Annotated in this window: 24 protein-coding genes and 1 tRNA gene; 9 read left to right on the top strand and 16 right to left on the bottom strand. The window is 72.8% G+C overall.

The genetic code is table 11. The features are described 5' to 3' along the window. Nucleotides 1–58 precede the first annotated feature (58 nt). Nucleotides 59–583: a pyridoxamine 5'-phosphate oxidase family protein gene (locus MLUT_RS13740; protein WP_010079391.1), complete on the top strand. Its 525-nt coding sequence runs from the start codon at nt 59–61 to the stop codon at nt 581–583. Nucleotides 584–606: 23 nt separating this feature from the next. On the opposite strand, the gene MLUT_RS13735 is transcribed toward MLUT_RS13740, so the two are convergent. The 4 genes from MLUT_RS13735 to MLUT_RS13720 form a co-directional block, all read right to left on the bottom strand. Next, on the bottom strand, nt 607–1,656 hold the full coding sequence (locus MLUT_RS13735) for a dioxygenase family protein (RefSeq protein WP_010079392.1): 1,050 nt from the start codon (nt 1,654–1,656) through the stop codon (nt 607–609). Nucleotides 1,657–2,121: 465 nt separating this feature from the next. Further along, entirely contained in the window at nt 2,122–3,837 is a 1,716-nt protein-coding gene (locus MLUT_RS13730) for a thiamine pyrophosphate-binding protein (protein ID WP_010079393.1), read from the bottom strand. Beyond that, nucleotides 3,834–4,850: an agmatinase gene (gene speB, locus MLUT_RS13725; RefSeq protein WP_010079394.1), complete on the bottom strand. Its 1,017-nt coding sequence runs from the start codon at nt 4,848–4,850 to the stop codon at nt 3,834–3,836. Before speB ends, MLUT_RS13730 begins: the two co-directional genes overlap by 4 nt. Before the next feature lie 85 nt (nt 4,851–4,935). Further along, complete coding sequence (locus MLUT_RS13720) at nt 4,936–5,505, bottom strand: XRE family transcriptional regulator (RefSeq protein WP_010079395.1); 570 nt, start codon at nt 5,503–5,505, stop codon at nt 4,936–4,938. Nucleotides 5,506–5,687: 182 nt separating this feature from the next. On the opposite strand from MLUT_RS13720, the gene MLUT_RS13715 reads away from it, so the two are divergent. Next, complete coding sequence (locus MLUT_RS13715; RefSeq protein ID WP_010079396.1) at nt 5,688–7,181, top strand: sodium:solute symporter family protein; 1,494 nt, start codon at nt 5,688–5,690, stop codon at nt 7,179–7,181. A gap of 209 nt (nt 7,182–7,390) precedes the next feature. Next, nucleotides 7,391–8,584: an alcohol dehydrogenase catalytic domain-containing protein gene (locus MLUT_RS13710; RefSeq protein WP_010079397.1), complete on the top strand. Its 1,194-nt coding sequence runs from the start codon at nt 7,391–7,393 to the stop codon at nt 8,582–8,584. A 75-nt stretch (nt 8,585–8,659) separates the two neighbouring features. Here the strand turns inward: MLUT_RS13710 and MLUT_RS13705 are convergent, their stop codons facing one another. Next, entirely contained in the window at nt 8,660–8,983 is a 324-nt protein-coding gene (locus tag MLUT_RS13705) for a DUF202 domain-containing protein (RefSeq protein ID WP_010079398.1), read from the bottom strand. 4 nt (nt 8,984–8,987) lie between these two features. Continuing rightward, nucleotides 8,988–9,407 (bottom strand): YidH family protein, encoded by a 420-nt coding sequence (locus tag MLUT_RS13700; protein ID WP_010079399.1) that lies wholly within the window; start codon nt 9,405–9,407, stop codon nt 8,988–8,990. A gap of 103 nt (nt 9,408–9,510) precedes the next feature. Here MLUT_RS13700 and MLUT_RS13695 point away from each other — a divergent pair, with 103 nt between their 5' ends. Next, nucleotides 9,511–10,641, top strand: coding sequence for a VIT1/CCC1 transporter family protein (locus MLUT_RS13695; RefSeq protein WP_012750750.1), 1,131 nt, complete (start codon nt 9,511–9,513; stop codon nt 10,639–10,641). Between the two features lie 126 nt (nt 10,642–10,767). Here the strand turns inward: MLUT_RS13695 and sucD are convergent, their stop codons facing one another. The 3 genes from sucD to pcrA form a co-directional block, all read right to left on the bottom strand. Continuing rightward, nucleotides 10,768–11,688: a succinate--CoA ligase subunit alpha gene (gene sucD / locus MLUT_RS13690; protein WP_012750749.1), complete on the bottom strand. Its 921-nt coding sequence runs from the start codon at nt 11,686–11,688 to the stop codon at nt 10,768–10,770. 27 nt (nt 11,689–11,715) lie between these two features. Then, nucleotides 11,716–12,885, bottom strand: a complete 1,170-nt coding sequence (gene sucC / locus MLUT_RS13685) for an ADP-forming succinate--CoA ligase subunit beta (RefSeq protein ID WP_010079404.1) — start codon at nt 12,883–12,885, stop codon at nt 11,716–11,718. Nucleotides 12,886–13,070: 185 nt separating this feature from the next. Then, entirely contained in the window at nt 13,071–15,647 is a 2,577-nt protein-coding gene (gene pcrA / locus MLUT_RS13680) for a DNA helicase PcrA (protein ID WP_010079405.1), read from the bottom strand. A 123-nt stretch (nt 15,648–15,770) separates the two neighbouring features. On the opposite strand from pcrA, the gene MLUT_RS13675 reads away from it, so the two are divergent. Together MLUT_RS13675 and MLUT_RS13670 are read left to right on the top strand one after the other, a co-directional pair. After that, nucleotides 15,771–16,439: a hypothetical protein gene (locus tag MLUT_RS13675; protein ID WP_010079406.1), complete on the top strand. Its 669-nt coding sequence runs from the start codon at nt 15,771–15,773 to the stop codon at nt 16,437–16,439. A 52-nt stretch (nt 16,440–16,491) separates the two neighbouring features. Next, nucleotides 16,492–16,565 (top strand) — tRNA-Arg (locus MLUT_RS13670). Nucleotides 16,566–16,568: 3 nt separating this feature from the next. On the opposite strand, the gene MLUT_RS13665 is transcribed toward MLUT_RS13670, so the two are convergent. From MLUT_RS13665 to MLUT_RS13645, 5 genes are all read right to left on the bottom strand, one after another. Further along, nucleotides 16,569–17,261: a hypothetical protein gene (locus MLUT_RS13665; RefSeq protein WP_010079407.1), complete on the bottom strand. Its 693-nt coding sequence runs from the start codon at nt 17,259–17,261 to the stop codon at nt 16,569–16,571. Between the two features lie 60 nt (nt 17,262–17,321). Beyond that, nucleotides 17,322–18,338 (bottom strand): type IV toxin-antitoxin system AbiEi family antitoxin, encoded by a 1,017-nt coding sequence (locus tag MLUT_RS13660; protein ID WP_010079408.1) that lies wholly within the window; start codon nt 18,336–18,338, stop codon nt 17,322–17,324. A 92-nt stretch (nt 18,339–18,430) separates the two neighbouring features. Next, nucleotides 18,431–20,299 (bottom strand): ABC transporter ATP-binding protein, encoded by a 1,869-nt coding sequence (locus MLUT_RS13655; RefSeq protein ID WP_029248255.1) that lies wholly within the window; start codon nt 20,297–20,299, stop codon nt 18,431–18,433. A 76-nt stretch (nt 20,300–20,375) separates the two neighbouring features. Then, nucleotides 20,376–20,870 (bottom strand): HNH endonuclease, encoded by a 495-nt coding sequence (locus tag MLUT_RS13650; protein ID WP_010079410.1) that lies wholly within the window; start codon nt 20,868–20,870, stop codon nt 20,376–20,378. Between the two features lie 160 nt (nt 20,871–21,030). After that, complete coding sequence (locus MLUT_RS13645) at nt 21,031–21,753, bottom strand: metal-dependent transcriptional regulator (RefSeq protein WP_010079411.1); 723 nt, start codon at nt 21,751–21,753, stop codon at nt 21,031–21,033. 128 nt (nt 21,754–21,881) lie between these two features. Between MLUT_RS13645 and serC the strand changes: the two genes are divergently transcribed. Further along, on the top strand, nt 21,882–23,009 hold the full coding sequence (gene serC / locus MLUT_RS13640; protein WP_010079412.1) for a phosphoserine transaminase: 1,128 nt from the start codon (nt 21,882–21,884) through the stop codon (nt 23,007–23,009). Nucleotides 23,010–23,015: 6 nt separating this feature from the next. Here serC and MLUT_RS13635 read toward each other — a convergent pair whose 3' ends face one another. Both MLUT_RS13635 and MLUT_RS13630 read right to left on the bottom strand, forming a co-directional pair. Next, on the bottom strand, nt 23,016–23,519 hold the full coding sequence (locus MLUT_RS13635) for a DUF3027 domain-containing protein (RefSeq protein ID WP_010079413.1): 504 nt from the start codon (nt 23,517–23,519) through the stop codon (nt 23,016–23,018). 3 nt (nt 23,520–23,522) lie between these two features. Next, entirely contained in the window at nt 23,523–23,906 is a 384-nt protein-coding gene (locus tag MLUT_RS13630) for a cold-shock protein (protein WP_010079414.1), read from the bottom strand. Nucleotides 23,907–24,117: 211 nt separating this feature from the next. Between MLUT_RS13630 and MLUT_RS13620 the strand changes: the two genes are divergently transcribed. Together MLUT_RS13620 and MLUT_RS13615 are read left to right on the top strand one after the other, a co-directional pair. Next, complete coding sequence (locus MLUT_RS13620; protein ID WP_010079416.1) at nt 24,118–24,381, top strand: hypothetical protein; 264 nt, start codon at nt 24,118–24,120, stop codon at nt 24,379–24,381. A gap of 78 nt (nt 24,382–24,459) precedes the next feature. Beyond that, nucleotides 24,460–25,170 carry a response regulator transcription factor gene (locus MLUT_RS13615; protein ID WP_010079417.1) on the top strand — a complete coding sequence of 237 codons (711 nt, stop codon included), beginning with the start codon at nt 24,460–24,462 and terminating at the stop codon, nt 25,168–25,170. The last annotated feature ends 1 nt before the right edge of the window (nt 25,171 follow it).

The following is a 25,171-nucleotide window of genomic DNA, read 5'->3' as shown; positions in this document are numbered from 1 at the left end:
GAGCCCGATCTCAGCGCCGCGCCCGACGGCGCCCGTCCCGGCACGCCAGGAGGCCCCGATGACCCCGCAGCACCACGACACCGCCGACGCCCCGTCGATGCAGCGCCCCGATCCCGTCGCGGAGCCCGGGGACCACCTGATGTTCGAGCACCCGGACGGCGAGGCCGTCCTGGTGCTGGACGAGGACCAGGTCTGGCGACTGCTGCGCCGCGTGCGCCACGCGCGCCTCGGGCTGGCCGTGGACGGGCGGCCGGACATCGTGCCGGTGAACGTGCGGGCCCACGACGGCGCCATCTACTTCCGCACCGCGCCCGGCTCGAAGCTCGCCGAGCTCACGGTGAACCCGCGCGTCGTGGTGCAGGCCGACGGGATCCTGGCCGACCAGGCCTGGTCCGTGCTCGTGCACGGCACCGCGCGACGCCTGGACACGGAGGCTGAGATCGCGGAGGCCGAGTCCCTCGGCATCGAGCCGTGGGTGCCGACGCTGAAGGACTTCTACGTCCGCGTGGACGTCCAGCGCGTGTCCGGCCGCCACTTCGTGTTCGGCCCGCACCCCGAGCGCAACGAGTCCCAGACCGACTGAGCCGGTGACCGGGCCGGGAAGGCTCAGGGGCGCGCCGGGGGCTGCCCGCCCTCGCCGCCCGCCGGGGGCTGCCCGCCGCCGGGCCCGCCCATCCCGCCCTGCTCCTGCTCGGTGGTGGTGTCGATCGGGACGTCGATGATGATGGCGAAGCCCTTCGCCACGGAGCCCGTGATCTGCGGCAGCTGCGTCTCATAGCCGTCCGAGAAGACGTTGTCCGTCTCGAGGCTGACCTGGGCGAGGTTCGCCGTCGACCCGTCGTAGGCCGAGGTGGCGTAGACCTGCGAGGACTGCTCCGCGGGCATGGCGATCTGGGAGGTGAGGACGTTGTTCGTCGCGTCCGTGATGGACGCCTTGTCCGGGAACACCTCGAAGTGCAGGTGGGGCCACCGGCCGTCGTAGCAGCCGGGCCACACCGTGGTGAAGGTGACCGTGCCGTCGTCGCCCACCACCTGGACGCCGCGCAGGTAGGTCTCCTCCGTGATGCCGTCCGAGTACATCGAGTAGCGGCCCTGCGCGTCGGCGTGCCAGAGGTACACGGCGGCGCCGGTCATGGCGGCGTCGCCGTTGGTCATGTCGATCACGTTCATCGTCACCGTGAGCGGGACACCCTCGGCGACGGTGCCCGTGTCGATGCTCGTGGTCAGGTCGGAGCGCTCGATGCCGGACGCGTCGAGCACGTCCGGGCCGTTGGAGCCGTCGCCCGGGTACGGGCCTGCGGTCTCGGTGACCATCTCGGTCAGGGTGGCGGACGGCGAGGCGCTCGCCGCCGACGAGGAGGCCGCGGGTGACGAGGAGCCGGCGCTCGCCGACGTCGAGCTGGAGGAGGACGAGGCGCCCTCCTGGACGCCGCACGCGGCGAGGACGAGGGCCCCCGCCCCCGCGCCGAAGATGCCCAGCGCGTTGCGGCGGGAGACGAGCGTGCCGACGTCGAAGGCGGCGCCCTGGTCCTCGACGTCCTCGGCCGGGCGGTGGAAGGCCCGGCCCTCGAAGGTGGGCGTGACGGCGGGGGCCCCGCCTCCCTCGGTGACCTGGGGGAAGGGACGGCGGGAGCGGGTCGGGAGCCAGGGGGCCATGGAGTTCCTCTCGTGGGGTGCCCGCCGGGTGGCGGGCCGCGTCGAGAGGCCAGCATGGCAACGAACGCCAGACGTTTCCGTGAGATCGGCGGGATGGTTCCAGGACGTCCTCTGGGAGGTTTCTGACACGGCCGGGACGCCCGCAACTGCCCCGGCGCCGTCGACATGGAGGGCCATGTCCCTGGTGACCGGGTCGGTCCGCGCGGACCCTCGGCCCGGCTCCCTTGACGCCCGAGTCCGGCTTCTTCGCCACGGAGACAGCTCCGTGGCCGTGGTCCACCTCGTCACCGCGCTGCGCACGCACCGCCCGCAACTCGAGTTGCCACAGGTGCACGCCAACCCCACCCCGGGCGGCCTTGCGCCACCGCGCTCGTGGCACGAGTGTTGAACGTCGGGCCGCCGGGGCGGGGCAGGACGACGAGCCGCTCGAGGCCGGCGGCCCCCGCTGAACCGCGCCGGGCCGCCTCAGACCTCCGGGGCCTCCCCCAGGTGGCTCGGCGCCCACATCGCCAGGCGGGTCTGCACCACGACGACGTTCGGCCCGTCCGCCTGGAACGAGCGCTCGAGCGCGCCGCGCACGTCCTCCACTCCCACCGTCTCGGCGGGCACGCCGAAGGAGGCGGCGAGGGCCTGGAAGTCCGGCCGGTCGAGCTCGGTGGCCGTGGCCTTGCCGAACGCGCCCTCCATGTACTCGCGCAGGATGCCGTACCCGCCGTCGTCGATGATCAGCCACGTCACCGCCGCGCCGTGCTGCCTGGCGGCCGCGAGCTCGGCGATGGAGTACATCGCCGAGCCGTCGCCGGCGACGGCGAGCACGCGCCCGTCGATCCCGGTGCGTCCCTGGTGGGCCAGGCCCACCGCGCCGCCGAACGCGGCCGGGAACCCGTAGCCGAGCCCCCCGGCGCCCTGCGCCGAGTGGAACTCGCCGTCCTGCGCGTCCCAGCAGTTCCACGCCCAGTAGGCGGCGATGGTCATGTCCCAGTACGTCTGCATGGTCGACGGGACGGCGGCGCGGATGTCCGCCAGGAGCCGGCGCTCCACGCCGAGGTCCTGGGCGTCGAGCCGGGAGCCGATCCGCGCGTTGACGTCGGCGACCACCTCGGCCGGGGTGCGGCCGTGCCAGACGGCGGCGTCCTGCGCCACCGAGCCCGACTCGCGCAGCGCCGCGGCGAGGGCGTCGAGCGCCTGGCCGGCGTCGGCGCGCACACCCAGCGTGGGGTGGTTGGTCTCCAGCACACGCGGCTCCGCGTCCACCTGGATGAGGCGGCCGCGCGGCTCGAGCGTGAAGTAGTTCGAGGTGACCTCGCCGAGCGAGGAGCCCACCACGAGCAGCACCTCCGCGTCCTCGAGCAGGTCCGTGACGAGGCGGTCCTCCACCCAGCCGCCGAGGCTGAGCGGGTGCTCCCACGGGAAGGCGGTGTTGCCGCCCGGCGAGCAGACCACGGGCGCCTGGAGCAGCTCCGCGACCTCCCGCAGGCTCGCCATCGCGGCCCGGCCGGAGCGGCGCACACCGCCGCCGGCCACGATCGCCACCCGCCCGGCCCCGCGCAGCCAGCGCACGGACTCGGCCACGAGCTCGGCGCGCGGCGGGTGGTCGTAGGGCACGGCCAGGGCGTCCTCGACCGGGGGCACCATGACCTCGCCGAGCAGCACGTCCTGCGGGATCTCGACCCACACCGGCCCCTGCGGCACGGTGATGGCCTCGGCCCATGCGTCCTGGATGGCGGAGGGGATGCCCGAGGCGTGGTGCACCGTGAACTGGGCCTTGGTGACGTTGCGGGCCGAGGCCTTCTGGTCGTCCAGCTGGTGCAGCATGCCCTTGCGCCGGGCACCGAGCCCGGACAACGGGATCTGCGAGGCGATCACCAGCATCGGCACACCGGTCGCGTAGGCCTCCTGCAGGCCGGCCAGCGAGGTGAGCGCGCCCGGGCCGGTGGACAGGAACAGGACGCCGACCTCGCCGGTGGCCCGGGCGTATCCGTCCGCGGCGAAGGCGGCGTTGTTCTCCACGCGGTTCGAGACGAACTCCAGCGGGGAGCGGGACAGGGCGTCGAAGAGGCCGAGGGCGTGCTGGCCCGGGATGCCGAAGACCGTCCGTGCTCCCAGGGCGTGGAGCGTCTCGACGGCGAGGTCGCCGCCGTTGCGCCGCGGGGCCGCCGTCGTCGTCTGCTCGTCTGTCATCGGCCCGGCTCCTCACCGGCGGCCGCGCGGGTGGCGCGGCGGTCGGCCATCAGGGAGATGAGGTCATAGGCCACATGGGAGGCGGCGACGCCGGTCAGCTCGGCGTGGTCGTAGGCCGGGGCCACCTCCACCAGGTCCGCGCCCACGATGTCCAGCCCGCGCAGCCCACGCAGGATCTCGAGCAGCTCGCGGCTCGTGATGCCGCCGGCCTCGGGGGTTCCGGTGCCCGGGGCGTGCGCGGGGTCGAGGACGTCGATGTCCACCGAGATGTAGAGCGGCCGGCCCCCGATGCGCTGGCGCAGCTGGTCCACGATCTCGTCCACGCCCTGACGGAACACATCCGAGGAGGTGACGATGCCGAAGCCCATGCGGTGGTCGTCGTCGAGGTCCTTCTTGCCGTAGAGCGGACCGCGGGTGCCCACATGCGAGATGGCCTCGGTGTCCAGGATCCCCTCCTCCACGGCGCGGCGGAACGGCGTGCCGTGGGTGTACTCGGCGCCGAAGTAGGTGTCCCACGTGTCCAGGTGGGCGTCGAAGTGCAGCAGGGCCACGGGCTCACCCGCCCGGGCGGAGGCGGCGCGCAGCAGCGGCAGCGCGATGGTGTGGTCGCCGCCGATGGTCATGAGTGAGGAGCCGTCCTCGGTGAGGTCCATCGCGTCCTGCTGGATCGCCTCGATGGCCTCGCCGATGTTGAACGGGTTCACCGCCATGTCGCCGGCGTCCACCACCTGAGCCTGTGCGAAGGGCGAGGTGTCCGTGGCCGGGTTGTACGGGCGCAGCAGCCGCGAGGACTGCCGCACGTGGCCGGACCCGAAGCGTGCACCGGGGCGGTAGGAGACGCCGGCGTCGAACGGCACGCCGACCACCTTGATCTCCGGGGCGACGCCGGCCGCGGCCGCCTCGTCCAGGCGCGACAGCAGCGCGTAGGTGGGGGCACCGCCGTAGCGGGGCACGAGGGCGGAGTTCACGGGGCCGAGGCGTCCGTTGTCCTCGACGCGGGGGATCTCGAGCATCTGGGATGTCCTCTCGGGGCGGTTCGGTTCGATTCGGTTCTGTCTGGTCTGTCTGGTCTGTGCGGTGCGGGCGTGCCGCACGGGGTCATGCGTGGCCCACGAGGGTCCACAGCACGACGGCGGGGCGCTCGTCCGGATTGGCCCACGAGTGGGGCTCGCGGCCGGGGAAGGTGACGGTGTCCCCCTCCTCCAACAGGTGCACGGCCTCGGTGGTCCGCAGCTCGAGGCGGCCGGTGACCACGTGCACCGCCTCCACGCGGCAGTCCACGGTGTACAGCTCCGCCTCCCCGCGGCCATGCGGTGCGATGTCAGCGCGCAGGATCTGCAGGTCGCGACTGCCGCGCGGGGTGATCAGGCGCTCGCGGATGCCCTCACCGCCGAGACTGACCGCGGGGGCGTCGGCGAGGCGCACGACCGTCACCTCGGGCGCGTCCAGGACGTCGCCCGGGCTCGCACCGAGCACCTGGCACAGGGTCACGAGCGTGCTCACGGACGGGCTCGTCAGGTCCCGCTCGAGGCGGGAGAGGAAGCCCTTGCTGACGCCGGCCGCCTCGGCCAGCTGGGCCACGGTGAGCCGCCGCGCCTCGCGCAGCGCACGCAGCCGGCGGCCGATCAGCGCCTGGCCCGGCGCGGTCTCGAGCGGGAGGGCCTTCATCGCGTTCCTTCCTCGCGTCGTGCGACGTCGCGATGTCATCCTGCATGACATGTTGCCCGATGGACAACATATGTTTACCGTAGACCCAGATCGTGTGATCGGCAACACGCCGATCTCTCCTGTCCCGCTCGCGGCGCCCCCGCATCCCGGCGCCCTGGATCCCCTCGCCCCAAGGACCACCCGTGACCCTCAACCTGACCATCGTCGCCGTCTACCTGGTCGGCATGCTCGCCTTCGGCTGGTGGGGCAAGACCCGCGCCGCCAGCTCGGAGGACTACCTCGTGGCGGGCCGCCGCCTCGGGCCGGTGCTGTTCACCGGCACCATGGCCGCCGTCGTGCTCGGCGGCGCCGCCACCGTGGGCGGCGTCGGCCTGGGGTACGAGTTCGGGCTCTCCGGCGCGTGGCTCGTGGCCGCCATCGGCGTCGGCGTGCTCATCCTGTCGGTGGCGTTCGCCCCGATCCTGGCCCGTCTGAAGATCTACACCGTCTCGCAGATGCTGCGCCTGCGGTACGGCCGCGGCGGGGCCTCCCACGCCTCCTCCTTCGTGATGCTCGCCTACACGCTCATGCTCGCCGCCACCTCCACGGGCGCCTACGCGTCGATCTTCGTGGTGCTCTTCGGCTGGGACCGCTGGCTGTCCGTCCTGGTGGGCGGCGGCATCGTGCTGGCCTACTCCGTGCTCGGCGGCATGTGGTCCATCACCCTGGCGGACATGGCCCAGTTCCTCATCATGACCATCGGCATGTTCGCCCTCATGCTCCCCCTCTCCTTGGCCAACGCCGGCGGCTGGGGAGCCATGCAGGAGCGCCTGGGCGCCGAGTTCTTCAGCTGGGACGGGATCGGCGTGCAGTCGATCGTCACCTACTTCGTGGTCTACACCCTCGGCCTGCTGATCGGCCAGGACGTCTGGCAGCGCGTCTTCACGGCCCGCTCCCCGCGCGTGGCCCAGATCGGCGGCGCCACCGCGGGGCTGTACTGCATCGTGTACGGCGTCGCCGGCGCGCTGATCGGCATGGCCGCGCGCACGGTGACCGCGGACATCGCCACCACGGACGACGTGTTCGCGTGGGTCGCCCAGAACCTGCTGCCCGTCGGCGTGGGCGGCGTGGCACTGGCGGCCGCCGTCGCGGCCATGATGTCCACCGCCTCGGGGGCGATCATCGCGGCCTCGACCGTGATGCGCACCGACATCCTCCCGATCCTCCGCGGCGAGGCCGCCGCCTCCGAGGCCGCCGCCTCCGAGGACGAGGCTCCGGAGACCGCGGCGGAGCTCGCCTCGAACCGCGGCTGGGTGCTGCTGCTCGGCGCCGTCGTGCTGGGGCTGGCGATCGTCGTCCCAGACGTGGTGGCGGCCCTGACCATCGCGTACGACATCCTCGTGGGCGGCCTGTTCGTCGCGATCGTCGGCGGCCTCGTGTGGAAGCGCGGCACCGGCACGGCGGCGCTGTGGTCCATGGTGGTCGGGACGGTGGGCACCCTCGGCACCATGGGCTGGCTCGAGCTGAACGCGGCCGAGCCCTTCGAGGGCGTCTTCGCGAACGAGCCGATCTACGTCGGCCTGGCCGCCTCCGCCGTCGTGTACGTCCTCCTCAGCCTGATGACCCGGCCCACCGACCCCGCGGTCCTCGAGGCCTGGCGGGTGCGCTCCCGCCACGGCGTCGACGCCGCGGTCTGAGAGTGCCCCTGGCCGATGACCCCGGGGCCTGTGATCCTCCGACGCCCGCACGATGGCCGAGGCCAGGCGGTGCGGTGGCGGGCCACCCCTTGGCCGGGATCTTCCCGGCCCCCTACTGTGTGCGTACAGCCCGGGACTGGGCCCCCCTCGGGTTCGCCCCGTCTCTCGCCCCCCTGGGGCCTCACTGGAGACAGAAAGGCAACGGTTTCATGACCACCAAGAACCGCGCCGTGGCATTCCACGGCATCAAGGACGTGCGCGTCGACGAGCTGGACTTCCCCAAGCTGGAGATGCCCAACGGCTCCGCCGCCCCGCACGGCGTCATCCTCAAGATCGTCGCCACCAACATCTGCGGCAGCGACCTGCACATCTACCGCGGCTCCTTCCCCGTACCCGAGGGCATGGTGCTGGGTCACGAGATGACCGGCCAGGTGCTGGAGGTCGGCAGCGACGTCCAGTTCCTGCAGGAGGGCGACCTCGTCTCCGTGCCGTTCAACGTGGCCTGCGGCCGCTGCCGCAACTGCCGCGCCGGCCGCACCGAGGTCTGTGAGACCGCCAACCCGGAGCAGGCGTGCGCCGCCTACGGCTTCAATCTGGGCGACTTCCAGGGCGGACAGGCCGAGTACCTGTTCGTGCCCTACGCCGACTTCCAGCTGCTGCGCTTCCCGGACCAGGAGCAGGCGATGGAGAAGATCCTGGATCTCGCCGTGCTCTCGGACATCCTGCCCACGGCGTTCCACGGTCTCATGTCGGCCGGCGCCAAGCCCGGCTCCACCGTCTACATCGCCGGCGCCGGCCCTGTGGGCCGGTGCGCCGCGGCCGCCGCTCGGCTGCTGGGCGCCTCGTGCATCATCGTGGGCGATCAAGACGCCTCGCGGCTGGAGCTGGTGCGCAAGCACGGCTGCGAGACCATCGACCTCTCCACCACGGAGAACCTGCAGGACGCCGTGAACGACATCCTCGGCGAGCCGATGGTGGACTGCGCGGTGGACTGCGTCGGCTCCGAGGCCCATGGCCTGGGCTCCGCATCCGATGAGATGCAGCCGATCGCCGCCGTGAACCAGGTCCTGGACGTCACCCGTCCGGGCGGTGCCACGGGCATCATCGGCATCTACGGGCCGGACCCGATCGCGGAGACGAAGGCCGAGCAGGAGGGCACCTTCCCGGTGGACTTCGGCAAGGCCTGGATCAAGTCGCCCCACATCATCGGCGGGCAGGCGCCCATCATGCGCTACAACCGCCAGCTGATGATGTCGATCCTGTGGGACCGGATGCCGTACCTGACGGAGATGGTCAACCCGCGCGTGATCAGCCTGGACGAGGCACCCCAGGCCTACGCGGAGTTCGACCAGGGCTCCCTGGAGAAGTTCGTCATCGACCCCCACGGCATGATCGCCCGCTGAGCGGTCCACCTCCGCAGGCACGACGGCGCCCCTCACCTGCCCGCGCAGGTGAGGGGCGCCGTCGTCGTCCGCGGCTCAGGCCGCGTGCAGCAGCGTGGCGGTGATCCCGAGGGCCGCCAGGCCCACCACCAGCGCGACCATGCAGGCCACCGACGCCAGCGCCGGCCGGGCCTGCTCCCGCGTGATCCCGTCCGCCTGCGCCACGTAGCGCCGGCGCTGCGTGGCCAGCACGGCCGCCCCGCCGACGGCCGCCACCACCGCAGGCCCGAACGCCCAGGCGCCGACGGCCGGCCACCACCTCAGGAACGTGAGGCTGAGGACGCTCAGCGCCAGGACCGTGCGGCCCCAGCTCATCACGGTGCGCTCGGGCTGCAGCCCCGGGTCGTGATGCAGACGCATCGCCTCAGCCCCGCGGCAGGACGACGGCGAGCATCAGCACCACGACGGCCAGCACGACGCCCCCCGCCAGGACCGGGACGATCAGCGGCAGCGGCAGCGGACGGCCGCGGCGCATCGCCCGCTCCACCCGGAGCCAGCGCGCACCCGCGCCCAGGGCGAGCAGCGCCGCCAGGACGAGCAGCACCGTGCTCAGCACCACCCGGACCGGCGGCGCGAAGAGGTCGCCGGTGAACGCCTCCACCGCGACCCCGCCGGCCAGCAGCGCCAGCGCCGTCCGGACCCAGGCCAGGAACGTGCGCTCGTTGGCGAGCGTGAACCGGGGGTCCGGCTCCACCCCGCCCGCCAGGAGGCGGTGCTGCCAGGCCGGCCGGCCGCCGTCGTGCGCGGTGGCCTCGGGGCCTTCGGGGGTCTCCGCTGCGTCCATGCGGCCATGGTAACGGCGGCGTAGACTGGCCGGTCGAGCGCGCCCGGCCGACGCGGTCCGCGACGGCGCCGCCCGTCTCCGCCCGCCCATCCGATGGAGCCCCATGAGCCCCGCCCACACCGCCACTCCTGCGGCACGCCCCGAGCCGACCCGCGAACAGGTCCGACGCTGGCGCCGCTACCTCGCCGACGAGATCGCCGAGGGTCAGATCTACCGCGACATCGCCGCCCGCAAGGACGGCGTGGAGCGCGACATCCTGCTCGGCCTCGCCGAGGCCGAGCGCCGCCACGAACAGCACTGGCGGGCCCTCCTGGGTGGGCACGCCGAGAACCCGCCGCGCCCCTCCCTACACCGCATCCTGCTGCGCTGGCTCGCGCGGATCTTCGGCTCCGTGTTCGTGCTGGCCCTGGCCCAGCGCGCCGAGTCGGACACTCCCTACGCGGAGGACCAGGACGCCCCCGAGGGCATGGTGGCGGATGAGGCCATCCACGAGGAGGTCGTGCGCGGCCTCGCCGCCCGGGGTCGCGAGCAGCTGGCCGGCAACTTCCGCGCCGCGGTCTTCGGCATGAACGACGGGCTGGTCTCCAACCTGGCGCTCGTGATGGGCATCGGCGCGACGGGCGTGGCGCCGTCCGTCGTGCTGTTCACGGGCGTGGCCGGCCTGCTGGCGGGCGCGCTGTCCATGGCGGCCGGCGAGTACGTCTCGGTGCGGTCCCAGCGGGAGCTGCTCGAGGCCTCCTCCCCCACCCAGATCACCCTCGAGGCGGCCCAGCACCTCGACCTGGACCACAACGAGCTCACGCTCGTCTACCTGGCCCGCGGCATGACGCCCGAGGACGCCGAGCACCGCGCGCTCGAGCGCCTCGGCTATCTCACGTGCGACTGCAACCCGAAGTTCTCCGCCCGCCCCGACGGCTCCCAGGGGCCCGTGGACCACTCGGACTCCTTCGCGGAGATCGGCTCGGCGTGGAGCGCGTCCCTGTCCAGCTTCGCGTTCTTCGCCTCCGGCGCGCTCATCCCGATCCTGCCGTACATCTTCGGCATGTCCGGGCCGTGGGCCCTGGGCCTGGCGGCGGCGATGGTGGGCGCGGCCCTGCTGTTCACCGGCGGCGTGGTCGGGCTGCTGTCCGGCTCCTCACCGCTGGCCCGGGGCCTGCGCCAGCTCGCGATCGGCTACGGCGCCGCCGCCGTGACGTACGTGCTCGGCCTGCTCTTCGGGGCGAACGTGGGCTGAGCGACGTCCGCCGCCTGCTCTGCCCCGCACGGCACGCGGCCCCTGCCCCTCACGACGAGGGACAGGGGCCGCGGTGCCTCCGCCTGCCGGTGCGGAGCACCGGCATCGGCGCCCCGCACCGCGGGATCAGGCCTGGGCCTGCAGGATCTCCCGCATCAGCTGGGCGGTCTCGGACGGGGTCTTGCCGACCTTCACGCCCGCGGCCTCAAGGGCCTCCTTCTTGGCCTGCGCGGTGCCCGCGGAGCCCGAGACGATGGCGCCGGCGTGGCCCATGGTCTTGCCCTCTGGGGCGGTGAAGCCGGCCACGTAGCCGACGACCGGCTTGGTGACGTTGGCCTTGATGAACTCGGCCGCACGCTCCTCGGCGTCGCCGCCGATCTCACCGATCATCACGATGGCCTGGGTGTCCGGGTCGGCCTCGAACGCCTCGAGGGCGTCGATGTGGGTGGTGCCGATGATCGGGTCGCCGCCGATGCCGATGGCGGTGGAGAAGCCGAAGTCACGCAGCTCGTACATCATCTGGTAGGTCAGCGTGCCGGACTTGGAGACCAGGCCGATGGGGCCGGAGCCGGTGATGGTGGCCGGGGTGATGCCCGCCAGGGCCTCGCCCGGGGTGATGACGCCGGGGCAGTTCGGGCCGATGATGCGGGTCTTCGGCTTGCCGTCCTCGCCGGTCTTGGACTGGGACAGGGCGAAGAACTTGGCGGTGTCCTGCACCGGGATGCCCTCGGTGATGACCACGAGCAGCGGGATCTCGGCCTCGATGGCCTCGATGGCGGCGTCCTTGGCGAAGGCCGGCGGCACGAAGGCCACGGACACGTCCGCACCGGTCTTCTCCATGGCCTCCTTGACGGTGCCGAAGACGGGCAGCTCGACGGCGTTGCCGTCCTTGTCCTCATGGGACACGGTGGTGCCGGCCTTGCGGGCGTTCACGCCGCCCACGATGTTCGTGCCGGCCTTGAGCATGAGGCGGGTGTGCTTGGTGCCCTCACCGCCGGTGATGCCCTGGACGATGACCTTGGAGTCCTTGTTCAGGTAGATCGACATAGCTGTTTCCTCAGTCTTTCCGAACGGTCAGTTCGCGGTGTGGGCGAGCTCGGCGGCCTTGTCGGCGCCCTCGTCCATGGTGGCGGCCAGGGTGACGAGCGGGTGGTTCGCCTCCTGCAGGATGCGGCGGCCCTCCTCCACGGCGTTGCCGTCCAGACGCACGACCAGCGGCTTGGTGGCGGCGTCGCCCAGGATCTCGAGGGCCTTGACGATGCCGTTCGCGACGGCGTCGCACGCGGTGATGCCGCCGAAGACGTTCACGAACACGGACTTGACCTGCTCGTCGCCCAGGATGACGTCGAGGCCGTTGGCCATGACCTCGGCGTTGGCGCCGCCGCCGATGTCCAGGAAGTTGGCGGGCTTCACGCCGCCGTGCTTCTCGCCGGCGTACGCGACGACGTCGAGGGTGGACATCACGAGGCCGGCGCCGTTGCCGATCACGCCGACCTGGCCGTCCAGCTTCACGTAGTTGAGGTCGTTGGCCTTGGCCTTGGCCTCCAGCGGGTCCTCGGTGCGCTCGTCGACGAGGGCGGCGTGGCCCTCCTGGCGGAACTCCGCGTTGTCGTCGAGGGAGACCTTGCCGTCCAGGGCGAGGATCTTGCCGTCGCCGGTCTTCACCAGGGGGTTCACCTCGACGAGGGTGGCGTCCTCCTTCTCGAAGACCTCCCAGAGCTTCTGGATGACCTCGGCGACGTCGGCGCGCAGCTCCTCGGGGAAGCCCGCCTCGGCGACGATCTTCTGGGCGGTCTCGGCGTCGATGCCGGTCAGCGCGGAGACGGGCACCTTGGCGAGGGCCTCGGGGCGCTCCTCGGCGAGCTGCTCGATCTCCATGCCGCCCTCGACCGAGCACATGGCCAGGTAGGTGCGGTTGGCGCGGTCCAGCAGCACGGAGAAGTAGTACTCCTCGGCGATGTCGGCGCCCTGGGCGATCATGACCTGGTGCACGGTGTGGCCCTTGATGTCCATCCCCAGGATGGCCTTGGCGTGCTCGTAGGCCTCGTCGGCCGTCTTGGCGACCTTCACGCCGCCGGCCTTGCCACGGCCGCCGACCTTCACCTGCGCCTTGACGACGGTGACGCCGCCGATCTTCTCCGCGGCCGCCTTGGCCTCGTCCGGGGTCTGCGCAACGATGCCGGCCAGCACGGGGACGCCGTGCGCCTCGAACAGATCGCGCGCCTGGTACTCATACAGGTCCACGGTGGTGTGTCCTTCTTGGTCGAAGACAGGGTCTGCCGGCCTCGCCCGCGGGCACGGCCGACGTCGACGCCCCCTCCGTGGCCAGGCCGGGCACGGAGGCACAGCAGGGCGGCGGACGGCGGCGTTCCACGGCTCACTCTAGTCCACACCCCGGAGAGACCGGGGGGGTCGGCAGGCCGGTCCTGTCAGCCCTCGACCTTCGTCAGCGGCGCGTAGCGCAGCAGCAGCCGCTTCTGCGCCCCGGTGGCGTCGAAGGTGACGGTCGCGACGGTCTTGTCCCCGGCGCCCGCGACGGCGTCCACGCGCCCCTCGCCGAAGGTCGCGTGGGAGACGCGGTCGCCCGGGCTGAGCGCCACGATCTCCTTCTGCGGCTGCACCCGGCTCGGCGCCTTCCCCCGCACCACGGCGGAGGGCACCGTCAGGTCCGCCGGCTCGTCCCCGCGGGTGAGGCGCTGGGGCCGCGCGCCGTCGTCGTCGTCCCGGGACCGCCAGGCCGGTCGCCCGCCGCCGAACCGGCCCGCGTACCGCGAGGTGCCGGCGCCGGTGAGGCTCAGCGAGCCGGCCGAGCGCGTGGTGCCCTCGCGCTCCCAGTCGATGAGCGCCTCCGGGATCTCGCCGAGGAACTGGCTGGGCGGGTTGAACTGGTGCTGGCCCCACAGCGAGCGCGCCTCGGCGCGCGTGAGGAACAGGCGACGGCGGGCGCGGGTCAGCCCCACGTACGCCAGGCGGCGCTCCTCGGCGAGCTCCTTCTCGTCCGTCATGGACCGGGCGTGCGGGAACACACCGTGCTCCATGCCCGTGAGGAACACCACGGGGAACTCCAGGCCCTTGGCGGTGTGCAGCGTCATGAGCGTGACCTGGCCCTGGGCCTCCGCGAGCGCCTCGCCCTCGACGTCCGGGGCGGTGGGCAGCTGGTCCGCGTCCGCCACCAGCGCGACCTGCTCCAGGAAGTCCGAGAGCGTGCCGTCCGGCGTGGTCTTCTCGAAGGAGCGCACCACGGCCACGAGCTCGCCGAGGTTGTCCGCGCGGGACTCGTCCTGCAGGTCCTCGGACTCGCGCAGCGCGGCGAGCATGCCGGACTGCTCCAGCACGGCCTCGAGCACGGTGGCGGGGCCGGCGGTCTCGGCCACCTGGGCCAGGTCGTCCATCATCTGCACGAACCCGTTGACGGCCTTGAGCGAGCGGGCGGCCAAGCCGGGGGCGTGCTCCGCGTCGCGCAGGGCGGCGGAGAACGTGGAGCGGTTCCGCTGCGCCCACGCCGCCACCGCGCCCTCGGCCCGGTCCCCGATGCCGCGCTTGGGCTCGTTGAGGATGCGGCGCACGTTCACGTCGTCGTCCGGGTTCACGATCACCCGCAGGTACGCGAGCGCGTCCTTGATCTCCTTGCGGTCGTAGAACCGGGTGCCGCCGATCACGCGGTACGGGATCCCGCGGGTGACGAGGCGCTCCTCGAGGGCGCGGGACTGCGCGTTGGTCCGGTAGAACACGGCGACGTCGGACGGGCGGATCCCGTCCTCGTCCTGCAGCCGGTCGATGGTGGCGGCGATCCACTCGGCCTCGGCGGACTCGTTCTCCGCGGCGTAGCCGACGATCGCCGGGCCCTCCCCCTCGGCCGTCCACAGGCGCTTGGGGCGGCGGTCCGGGTTGCGCTCGATCACCGCGTTGGCGGCGTCCAGGATGGTCTGCGTGGAGCGGTAGTTCTGCTCGAGCTTGATGGTGACGGCGTCCGTGAAGTCCTGCTCGAACTCGACGATGTTGCGGATGTCCGCGCCGCGGAACGCGTAGATGGACTGGTCCGAGTCGCCGACGACGGTCAGCTCGCCGCCGGGGGTCTCCACGCCCTCGGGGTCGCCCGCCGGGCCGGCGAGGAGCCGGATCAGGCGGTACTGGGCGTGGTTGGTGTCCTGGTACTCGTCCACGAGGACGTGGCGGAACCGGCGGCGGTAGTTGTCCAGCACGCGCGGGAACGCCTCGAACATGTGGACCGTCATGCCGATCAGGTCGTCGAAGTCCAGGGCGTTGGCCTGGCGCAGGCGGGCCGTGTAGTCCCGGTAGACGGCGGCGACGGCGCGGCCCCACGGGTCCCCCTCGGCCACGGTGGCGGCGTAGTCGTCCGCCTCCACGAGCTCGTTCTTCAGGGAGCTGATGCGGTTCAGCAGGGCCTTGGGCGCGAAGCGCTTCGGGTCCAGCTCGTGCTGCTTGGCGACGGTGGTGACCAGGCGCAGGCTGTCCGCCGAGTCGTAGATGGTGAACGTGGACTTCAGCCCGATGTTCGCCGCCTCGTTGCGCAGCAGGCGCACGGCCGAGGAGTGGAACGTGGAGATCCACATGCGCTGGGCGGTGGGGCCGATCAGCCCGGCCACGCGCTCGCGCATCTCCGCCGCCGCCTTGTTCGTGAAGGTGATGGCGAGGATCTCGTGCGGGCGCGCCCGGCCCGTGGCCAGCAGCCAGGCGATCCGGTGGGTCAGCACGCGCGTCTTGCCCGAGCCGGCGCCGGCCACGATCAGCAGCGGGGCGCCCGTGTGGGTCACGGCGGCCGACTGCTGCGGGTTCAGCCCCTCGACCAGGGAGTCCGGGGTGTGGGCCACGGCGGCCCCGGCGGCGTCGTCGCCCCACCCCCGCGCGCCCGCCTCCGGGTCCGCCGCGGCGCGGGTGACGGCCGGGGGCACGAGCCCGGGCAGGGCGGTCTCCGGGTCCGCGTCGCGGCGGGTCCGGGAGGGGTTCAGGGGCGAGCGTCCGAGCGCGGAGAAGAGGTCAGCCATGGCGGATCCAGTCTAGGCGGGGTCCCGGACGGGACAGCGGGCGGGGGCACGACGACGGCCCGCTGCCGGCGCGCGGACTGAGCCATCCACGCCGTCTGGGATGATGGTCGGCGGAGGTGCCCCGTGTCCCAGAAGTCCCGCAAGTCCCGTCCCCGCGCGTCGCAGCCCGCCGCGCGCGCCGGCTCGTCCGCCGCCCGCCCGGAGGCCGGCGCGGAGCGCGCCCGTCCCACCCTGCGGGACGTGAACGTCCGCGAGGACCTGGCGACCGCCGGTCAGCAGGAGGGCAGCCCGGCGATCCCGGTGAGCGCGCTGATCGTGACCACCCTGCTCGTGGGCGCGTACCTGCACCTGCTGGTCCTCCAGCAGATGACCCAGCTCTCGGGCGGCCTGGCCATGCCGGACTCGATGCTCTTCTACGGTCAGGACCACGTCCGCGCGCTCTCCGAGGCCATGGACGAGGACGCGCGCGGCCAGCTCAACTGGGTGCACAAGACGGCCGGCGTGATCTTCCCGGTGGCCGTGGCCCTCACCCTCGCCGCCGTGGGCGCCTGGCGGCTGCGGCCCGTGGCCGCCAAGTGGGCGGCCCTCGGCGTGGGCGTCCTGTTCGCCGTGGTGGACATCGCGGAGAACATCGCCATCGAGCAGGCCATCGCCGCCGGCGGTGCGGGCGCCGAGCTGGCCGCCGCGCTGACGTTCACCCGCTGGGTGCTGCTGGCGCTGATCGCGCTGGCGGTGGCCGTGATGCTGTGGGCCGGGCGGCGCCGTCGTCGTCCTGCCGCGCCGCGGGCCTGAACGCCTCGGCTAGACTCGCTCACCGGACCGGCGCGCTCGGCGCGCGGTCCGCGCCCCAGTAGCTCAGTTGGATAGAGCGACCCTCTCCTAAAGGGTAGGCCGTCGGTTCGATTCCGGCCTGGGGCACCGTCAGGATCCCATGAGACCGCGCCGGAGCGCCGCGAGTCTGAGTGCGTACATCCCGAAGGTGTCGGTCAGGCCCATGTCCCGAAGAAGAGCACTGCCCGACGTCGCGATGATCTCAGCGCACACGGCCGAGGCCTCGGGAGCGTCAGAGCGGGCCTGCTCGCCGGTGAGCAGCCATGCCGCGGCCTCCGCGTCGTGGTCGGTCTGCGCCAGGAGGGAGGCATCCCAGACCTCCTCGTCTCGGAGGCGCGCCCCCGCGATGGCGGCCAAGAGCATGCTCAGGTCTCGAGCATCCTTCACGGTCTGCGTCTGTCGGATGTTCCACACGATGATCTTGAGGAGCAGCAGGCCCTCCACCGTCGGCAGCCGCACGCAGAGTCCTGGCTCGATCTCGACCCGGCGCGCCGACTGATACGCCTCGGACTGCCCGCGGACGTCGAGCACGATGCCCCGACCCGGCGAGAACGTGGCGGCCTCGTCGAGTCGTTCGATCCTCGGTAGCACATCGACCGGGACTCCCTCGATCTCGAAGGTGAACCCCTTGTCGTTGACCGGGGGCCCGAGGGCCCTGACCACCTCCTGATATGAGACCCCGTGGGGAAGTTCGACGACGACGTCGACGTCCTGAGTCTCCTTCCCGGCGGACGACCCCAGCTCCACCAGGACGGCGTCGCGCGCGTGGGCCCCTATCACCATCAGTTCGGACTGAAGCCGATTCGAGACGGAGCGGAGCTGCGGGAGGATGTCCCCGAGGGGTCAGTCACGGCGCGCCTCATCGGCGACCATCTGCTCCCCGGCCTCGCGCAGCCGCGGGTCGGAAGTGCAGAGCAGCTCGGCCCCCACCAGGAGCGGAGGCGCCAGTGGTCCGAGTCGCAGGGCGGTCTCGTCCCAGAACCGCTGTCGCAACACGACCTCAGTCTGCTCCACCGCGGCACGCAGTCGGCCGGCCCGGATGGCGGCGCCCCACGGCGGCTCTCCGAAGACCACCACTCCGGTCCCGTTCCTGATCACCGGGGCCAGTGCGTCGCCTGCCATCGTCACTCCCACGTCGCCGCGCAAGGTCTCCACGAGGTCGGCCACGGCGCCCGGCGCCGTCATGAACCGGGATTCCAGGGTACGCACCAACCGCTCCCGGTAGCCGATGGCCCACAGCCTGACCAGGTCTCCTCTGCGCCCCAGCGAGCGCGCCGGTACGGCTGTGTCCCGGAGATACTCCTCGTCCCGCATCACGCGGAGGACCTGTTGAGCGGTTCCTATGGAGACCAGGGCGGCCCCCGCGATGTCGCGGACCGTGGAGCGCCGCAGGTCAGGGACCTCCAACAGTGCGAACACCACCCGCAGGCCGGCGGGCGTGCTCAGTGCACCGGAGCGGGCGCCGGGGGTCCCTCCGCCGCGTCGTGGCCGACGCCTCGCCGGACTCGACCGGCGGCCTTCGACGTGGACGTGGAGTCCCGATGCATGGATGCGGGCATTGCCATGGGAGTCCAGATAGGCGACGCCCCGCTCACGCAGGCGGTGACCGAGGGCGGCGTCCACCGTCGGCACCAGGACCAGGAAATCCTGGGCGCCGTCCAGGCGATCGAGCTCCTCCAGCAGTCCGACCGCCTCGGCTCGCGGGTCCACGGCGTCGACATCACCCCACAGCGCCAGCTTCCGCCGGCTTCCGTCCGGCAGGAGGGCGGCCTCGCCGGGCGGGTCGCTGTCCGCTCCTATCGAGTCCAGTGCCCTGATGTACGGGGCCAACTCCGCCGGCCCGGGCGTCCGCCACTTCATGTGACCACTATAGCGCGATGTTCATCTATCCTGAACATTCAGTTTTCATGAACATTCGGACATTCTGAACGTCCCGTGAAACTGCCCGCCCCTCACTCCGCGTCGGCGAACTGCGTGGTGTAGAGCTCCGCGTACCGTCCGTCCGCCGCGAGCAGAGCGGTGTGCGTGCCGCGCTCCACGATCCGCCCGGCCTCGACCACGAGGATCTCGTCCGCACTGCGGACGGTGGAGAGCCGGTGCGCGATCACGATCGCGGTCCGCCCGGCCAGCGCCTCCCCCAGCGCCTCCTGGATGGCGCGTTCATTGGTGGAGTCCAGCGCCGCGGTCGCCTCGTCCAGCACCACGACGCGCGGGGCCGCCAGCAGCAGCCGCGCGATCGTCATGCGCTGCCGCTCGCCGCCGGAGAGGCGGTAGCCGCGCTCGCCGACCACGGTGTCCAGCCCGTCCGGCAGCGCCTCGACCACGGGGCGCAGGCGGGCGCGCTCCACGGCGTCCCACAGCTGCTCGTCCGTCGCGTCGGGGCGGGCGAGCGTCAGGTTGGCACGCACGGTCTCGTGGAAGAGGTGGCCGTCCTGGGTCACCATGCCCACGGCCCGCTGCAGGTCCGCGAACGCGAGGTCCCGCACGTCCACGCCGCCGATCTCGACGGCGCCGGAGGTGACGTCGTGCAGGCGCGTGACGAGCGAGGCGATGGTGGACTTGCCCGCACCCGAGGAGCCCACGAGGGCCACGGTGGCCCCGGCGGGCACGGCCACGTCGATCCCGTGCAGCACCTCCTCGCCGCCGCGTGAGTCCAGCACCGCGACCTCCTCGAGGGAGGCCAGGGACACCTGCTCCGCGGTGGGGTAGGCGAAGCGCACGTCCCGCAGCCGCACGGACAGGGGCCCCTCCGGCAGGGCCGCGGGCCGCGCGGGCTCCGTGATGAGCGGCTCCAGGTCCAGGACCTCGAACACGCGCTCGAAGCTCACGAGCGCGCTCATGATCTCCACGCGGGCGTTCGCCAGCGCGGTCAGGGGCGCGTAGAGGCGGGTCAGCAGGAGGGCGAGGGTGACGACGTCGCCGGCGTCGAGGGTGCCCGCGATCGCCTGGAGCCCGCCCACGCCGTACACGGCCGCGAGCGCGAGCGCGGAGACCAGGGTGAGCAGCGTGGTGAAGACCGCCTGGCGCACGGAGATGTCCACGCCGGTGGCGCGCACGCGGTCGGCACGGCGGGCGAACTCGGCGGACTCGGCGGCGGGGCGGCCGAAGAGCTTGATGAGCGTGGCGCCGGGAGCGGAGAACCGCTCGGTCATCTGGTCGCCCATGGCCGCGTTGTGCCCGGCCCGTTCGCGGGACAGGCCCGCCAGCTTCGAGCCGACCGCCCGGGCCGGCACCAGGAACAGCGGCAGCATCACGAGGGACAGGACGGTGACCTGCCAGCTGGTGGCCACCATCACCCCCAGGGTCAGCGCCACGGACACCACGTTCGCGACGACGCCGGAGAGCGTCCGCGAGATCGCCGACTGCGCCCCGATCACGTCGTTGTTCAGGCGCGAGACGAGCGCGCCGGTGCGGGTGCGCTGGAAGAACGCCACCGGCATGCGCTGTACGTGGTCGAACACGGCGGTGCGCAGGTCGTAGATGACGCGTTCCCCCAGCCCGGCGGAGAGCCACTTGGTGAACACGGACAGCGCCGCGTCGAGCACGGCCACGAGGGCGATCAGCAGGGCCAGCCGCACCACGAGCCCGCGGTCCGCGCCACCGGTGATCGCGTTGACGACGTCGCCGGCCAACACGGGCGAGGCCACGCCGAGCACCGCGCCCACGATGGACGCCGCGACGAACACGATCAGGCGGGTGCGGTACCGGCCCGCGAACGCGATGGTCCGGCGCACCGTGCCGCGGGCGAGCCTCTGCTGGGCGTCGGACTGCCCGCGGGTCATCCGCATCATGGACATCCGTGCCGCCGACTCCATGCTCATGGGCCCCTCCGCTCTCTCGACCGTTCGAGAGTCTAGGAACCGCCGGGCACGGGCGGGCGCGATTCCGCTTCCGGCATCAGGCCGCCAGGCGCAGGTAGCCCCGCCACGCCTCGGCGGGCCGCTCCAGCTCGCGGATCCGCCACTGGGCCCCGCGCGGGCGCACCGGCTCCACCCGCAGCCGCCAGCCCAGGGCCTCGAGCGAGCGGTCCGCCTTCGCCCCGTTGCAGCGCAGGCAGCAGGCCACGAGGTTCTCCCACGTGTTCTCACCGCCCCGCGAGCGCGGCCGCACGTGGTCCACGGTGGTGGCGGGGGCGCCGCAGTAGGCGCAGCGGTGTCCGTCCCGGCGCAGCACGCCCTTGCGGGAGACCGGGGTCGCATCCGTGTGGGGCACCCGGATGTACTGGTGCAGCAGGATCACGAGGGGCCGACCCCACGCGCGGGTGGGACTGCGCATCGGGTCCCCGGCGTCCTCGAGCACGCTCGCCTTGCCGGTGGCCACGAGCAGCAGTGCCCGGCGGTCGGAGACGACCGAGAGGGGTTCATAGCCGGCGTTGAGGACGAGTGTGCGCATCGGGGGCCTCGAGAGCGTGGGGACACAGGGGGCGTCGTGTCCCCACGCTAGGCGCAGGCGCCGCGGCACGCCGCGTGTCGCCTGCGGCGGCGGAAGAGGTTCACCGGCCCGTCACCGGGCCATCACGCCCCCGTCACGCACGATGGCGGCGCGCCGCGTTTCAGCCGTCGAGGCGCTCGACCCACACGTGCGCGGCCGTGGTCGCGGCCAGCTCGAGGGCCCCGCCGTCCGCGGCCGCGCCGTCCTCCGCCTCGCCCTCGACCCGGATGTACCCGGCGTCGCGGGCGGCCTCGGCACGCACCACGCGGCCAGGGGTCACGCCGGCGCGGGCCAGCTGGGCCAGCAGCTCGGGATCGGTCTGCACGCCCTCGGCCAGCCCGCGGACGCGGAACCGGCCGGCGGTGGCGGCCTCCTCGGAGAGCCGGGTGCCCGCCAGGCCCATGTCGCGGCTCCAGTCCTCGGCGGAGGCCTGCTCGGGCCGGGGCGGGATCGGGGTGCCGTAGGGGGTCTCGGTGGGGTTCTCCAGCAGCGTGAGCAGGCGGCGCTCCACCTGGTCGCTCATCACGTGCTCCCAGCGGCAGGCCTCCTCGTGGACGAGTTCCCACTCGAGGCCGATCACGTCCGCGAGCAGGCGCTCGGCCAGGCGGTGCTTGCGCAGCACGGACACGGCCCGCTCACGGCCCGCCACGGTCAGCTCCAGCCGACGGTCCGTGCCCACGTGCACCAGCCCGTCCCGCTCCATGCGGGCCACGGTCTGGGAGACGGTGGGTCCGGAGTGCTCCAGTCGCTCGACGATGCGGGCGCGCAGCGGGGGGATGCCCTCCTCCTCGAGCTCGAGGATCGTGCGCAGGTACATCTCGGTGGTGTCGATCAGATCCGTCATGGCGCGTCCTCTTCCCTCGGGCTCTTCGTCCCGGACATCCTAGCGAGGCGTGAGTCACGTGGACGGCAAGCGGTCCCGGGCGCGGGAGAATGGGCGCGACCCGCGACCCCGAAGCGTCAGGAGCACGCATGACCTCCCCCGCCGAGATCACCATCCCCCAGGACCTGCTGCCGGCCGACGGCCGCTTCGGCGCCGGCCCGTCCAAGGTCCGCCCCGAGCAGCTGAGCGCGCTCCAGGACGCGGCCGGGCTGCTCGGCACCTCGCACCGCCAGAAGCCGGTCAAGGACCTGGTGGCGAGCGTCCGGTCCGGCGTCGCCGAGCTGTTCTCGGCGCCGGAGGGCTACGAGGTGATCCTCGGCGTCGGCGGCTCCACCGCGTTCTGGGACGCGGCCGCCTTCAGCCTGGTCCGCGAGCGCGCCCAGCATCTGAGCTTCGGCGAGTTCGGCTCGAAGTTCGCCAAGGCCACCGACCAGGCGCCGTTCCTGGCGCCGTCGGACATCCGCACCTCCGAGCCGGGCACCCGCCCCGAGCCGGAGGCCGTGGCCGGGGTCGACGTGTACGCGTGGCCGCACAACGAGACCTCCACCGGCGTCATGGCGCCCGTCGTCCGCCCCGCGGGCATCGACGAGGACGCCCTGGTCGTCGTCGACGCCACCTCGGCCGCGGGCGGCCTGCCGGTGGACGTGTCCGAGGCGGACGTGTACTACTTCGCGCCGCAGAAGAACTTCGCGTCCGACGGCGGCCTGTGGCTCGCGCTGTTCTCCCCTCGGGCCCTGGCGCGGGTCACGGAGATCAAGGAGTCCGGCCGCTGGATCCCGGCGTTCCTGGACCTCGCCACGGCCGTGGACAACTCCCTCAAGGACCAGACCTACAACACGCCCGCGCTGGCCACACTCGTCATGCTGGACGCGCAGCTGCGCTGGATGAACGGCCAGGGCGGGCTGGACGCGATGACCGCCCGCACCGCCGACTCCTCCTCGCGCGTGTACGCGTGGGCCGAGGCGTCGTCCTTCGCCACACCCTTTGTGGCCCGGCCCGAGGACCGCTCCGCCGTGATCTGCACCGTCGACTTCTCCGACGACGTCGACGCGGCGGCGGTCGCCCAGGTCCTGCGCGCCAACGGCGTGGTGGACGTGGAGCCCTACCGCAAGCTCGGCCGGAACCAGCTGCGGATCGCGACCTTCGCCGCGATCGAGCCCGAGGACGTCGCGGCACTGCTGCGCTGCATCGACCACGTGGTCGAGCGCCTGGCCTGAGCCGGGTCAGCCGAGGGCCGCGGCCCCGAGCGTCCCGTCCCCCTCGGCCTCGGGCGCCGGGGCGCCGGGCACGCGGCCCTCGGCCACGGCCTTCAGCCGCTCGCGCTCCTCCTCGTTCACGCGCTCGGCGTACGGCACCCACGGGGGTGCCACGAGCGAGCCCTCCCCCGCCATGAGGCCGGTCTCGCACACGGTGACCTGCTTGGCACGCGGGGCACGGGCGATCGTCACGTACCAGAGCCAGCCCGCGTAGCCGGGCAGGCGGCATGCGAAGCGGTGGGTCAGGAGGCGGTCGTCGTCCACGAGCACGTCCACGTGCTCCCCCACCTCGTCCGGGGCGGCCAGCCCATCCAGCCCCGCGCGGGCGGCGTCCACGGCGGCGGCGAGCAGCTCGTCGCGGCGCGGGGCCCGGCGACGCGCGGGCGGCACGGCCGTCCTCTCCTCGGCGGGCGTGGGCTCGGCGTCGGGGCTCCGGTGGTCGACGCGCGGGGCGTCCTCGTGGGTGGTCATGGCTCAGGCCTCCAGGTCGTCGGCGACACGGCGCAGCACCTGCGCCATCTTCTGCGCCTGGGCGCGCTGGGGGTAGCGGCCGCGGCGCAGGCCGTTGGAGGCCTGGTCCAGCCACGTGATGAGGTCCTCCATGAGGACGGCCATCTCGGTGGCGCCCGGCCGGTGGTTGCGGACCACCGAGGGCGCGGCGTCGAGCACGCGCAGCGAGAGCGCCTGCTTGCCGCGGCGGCCCTCGGCCACGCCGAACTCCACGCGGGTGCCTCCGCGCAGCTCGGTCACCCCGGCCGGCAGGGCCGAGGCGGGCACGTGGACCTCCTCGCCCTCGTCCGTCTGGGCGAACCCGAAGCCCTTGGTCGAGTCGTAGAACTTGATGCGTCCGGTGGGCATGTGCGTCACCTGCTCCTCGTCATGTGGGTCCTCCGCGTCGGGCCGGCGCCGCAGGGGCGGCCGTGCTCTCGTCTCGGGTCGGCGGGGTCCGGCACCGGCGTGGCGGTGCGCCGCGGCATCGGTGGGACCAGCCTGGCCGTGCGCCCGGAGGGTACGGCGGAGGACGTGGTCGTCAATGACCTCCCAGGATAGCCCGACTAGAGTGGCAGGCATGCCTCGGACCTCCACCCTCCCCGCCTCCGCGCCCGCCGCCGACCCCGCCGATCACCGGGGCGGTCGTGGCGTCGTCCTGGTGCTGGGCGTGGCCGTGACGGCGGTGTCCGCTCTGGCCCTGGTGGTCCTGCTGGTCGCGTACTTCCTGGCGTGGCCGGCGTCCCCGGCGCTGTTCGCGCTCGCGCTGTTCGGCCTGCCCGTCGGCTTCGGCCTGATGCTGCTGCACGTCGTGCTGGGTGCCGTCCGACGCTCGCGCCCCTGAGCCGCCGGGCCGACGACGCCCCGCGACATCCAGCACCCTTTCAGGGTGTTCCCAGGTCAGAGCGGTTGACTGGGCCCCATGCAGCCTCAGAACCCCGAAGCACGCCTCCTGGTGGTGGACGACGAGCCCAACATCCGCGAGCTGCTCTCCACATCCCTGCGCTACGCCGGCTTCGAGGTCACGGCCGCGGCCAACGGCCGGGAGGCCCTGGACGCCGCCGAGGAGTTCCAGCCGGACCTGGCCGTGCTGGACGTGATGCTCCCGGACATGGACGGCTTCACCGTGACCCGCCGCCTGCGCTCCGCCGGCCGTCACTTCCCCGTCGTGTTCCTCACCGCGCGGGACGGCACCGAGGACAAGATCACCGGCCTGACGGTCGGCGGCGACGACTACGTGACCAAGCCGTTCTCCCTCGACGAGGTGGTCGCCCGCATCCGCGCCGTGCTGCGCCGCACTGCCTCCCTCGACGACGACGACGCGGCGGTGCTGCGCGTGGACGATCTCGAGCTCGACGACGACGCGCACGAGGTCCGCCGCGGCGGCGAGGTCGTGGAGCTCTCCCCCACCGAGTTCAAGCTGCTGCGCTACCTCATGATGAACCCGAACCGGGTGCTCTCGAAGGCCCAGATCCTGGACCACGTGTGGGAGTACGACTTCAACGGGGACGCCTCGATCGTCGAGTCCTACATCTCCTACCTGCGCCGCAAGATCGACGTCGGCGGCCACGAGAAGATGATCCACACCAAGCGCGGCGTCGGCTACATGCTCCGCACCGCGGACAAGCGCTGAC

The organism is Micrococcus luteus NCTC 2665, assembly GCF_000023205.1.
GTDB classification, from domain to species: Bacteria; Actinomycetota; Actinomycetes; order Actinomycetales; family Micrococcaceae; genus Micrococcus; species Micrococcus luteus.
Note: the sequence above shows the minus strand (reverse complement) of the source record. Positions and strands in the feature narration are given on the sequence as shown.

Bases quoted from the DNA above. Each gene is read 5' to 3' on its own strand.
- MLUT_RS13740 (WP_010079391.1), top strand. From the start codon at position 59: ATGACCCCGCAGCACCACGACACCGCCGACGCCCCGTCGATGCAGCGC.
- MLUT_RS13735 (WP_010079392.1), bottom strand. From the start codon at position 1,656: ATGGCCCCCTGGCTCCCGACCCGCTCCCGCCGTCCCTTCCCCCAGGTC.
- MLUT_RS13730 (WP_010079393.1), bottom strand. From the start codon at position 3,837: ATGACAGACGAGCAGACGACGACGGCGGCCCCGCGGCGCAACGGCGGC.
- speB (WP_010079394.1), bottom strand. From the start codon at position 4,850: ATGCTCGAGATCCCCCGCGTCGAGGACAACGGACGCCTCGGCCCCGTG.
- MLUT_RS13720 (WP_010079395.1), bottom strand. From the start codon at position 5,505: ATGAAGGCCCTCCCGCTCGAGACCGCGCCGGGCCAGGCGCTGATCGGC.
- MLUT_RS13710 (WP_010079397.1), top strand. From the start codon at position 7,391: ATGACCACCAAGAACCGCGCCGTGGCATTCCACGGCATCAAGGACGTG.
- MLUT_RS13705 (WP_010079398.1), bottom strand. From the start codon at position 8,983: ATGCGTCTGCATCACGACCCGGGGCTGCAGCCCGAGCGCACCGTGATG.
- MLUT_RS13700 (WP_010079399.1), bottom strand. From the start codon at position 9,407: ATGGACGCAGCGGAGACCCCCGAAGGCCCCGAGGCCACCGCGCACGAC.
- MLUT_RS13695 (WP_012750750.1), top strand. From the start codon at position 9,511: ATGAGCCCCGCCCACACCGCCACTCCTGCGGCACGCCCCGAGCCGACC.
- sucD (WP_012750749.1), bottom strand. From the start codon at position 11,688: ATGTCGATCTACCTGAACAAGGACTCCAAGGTCATCGTCCAGGGCATC.
- pcrA (WP_010079405.1), bottom strand. From the start codon at position 15,647: ATGGCTGACCTCTTCTCCGCGCTCGGACGCTCGCCCCTGAACCCCTCC.
- MLUT_RS13665 (WP_010079407.1), bottom strand. From the start codon at position 17,261: ATGGTGATAGGGGCCCACGCGCGCGACGCCGTCCTGGTGGAGCTGGGG.
- MLUT_RS13660 (WP_010079408.1), bottom strand. From the start codon at position 18,338: ATGAAGTGGCGGACGCCCGGGCCGGCGGAGTTGGCCCCGTACATCAGG.
- MLUT_RS13655 (WP_029248255.1), bottom strand. From the start codon at position 20,299: ATGAGCATGGAGTCGGCGGCACGGATGTCCATGATGCGGATGACCCGC.
- MLUT_RS13650 (WP_010079410.1), bottom strand. From the start codon at position 20,870: ATGCGCACACTCGTCCTCAACGCCGGCTATGAACCCCTCTCGGTCGTC.
- MLUT_RS13645 (WP_010079411.1), bottom strand. From the start codon at position 21,753: ATGACGGATCTGATCGACACCACCGAGATGTACCTGCGCACGATCCTC.
- serC (WP_010079412.1), top strand. From the start codon at position 21,882: ATGACCTCCCCCGCCGAGATCACCATCCCCCAGGACCTGCTGCCGGCC.
- MLUT_RS13635 (WP_010079413.1), bottom strand. From the start codon at position 23,519: ATGACCACCCACGAGGACGCCCCGCGCGTCGACCACCGGAGCCCCGAC.
- MLUT_RS13630 (WP_010079414.1), bottom strand. From the start codon at position 23,906: ATGCCCACCGGACGCATCAAGTTCTACGACTCGACCAAGGGCTTCGGG.
- MLUT_RS13620 (WP_010079416.1), top strand. From the start codon at position 24,118: ATGCCTCGGACCTCCACCCTCCCCGCCTCCGCGCCCGCCGCCGACCCC.
- MLUT_RS13615 (WP_010079417.1), top strand. From the start codon at position 24,460: ATGCAGCCTCAGAACCCCGAAGCACGCCTCCTGGTGGTGGACGACGAG.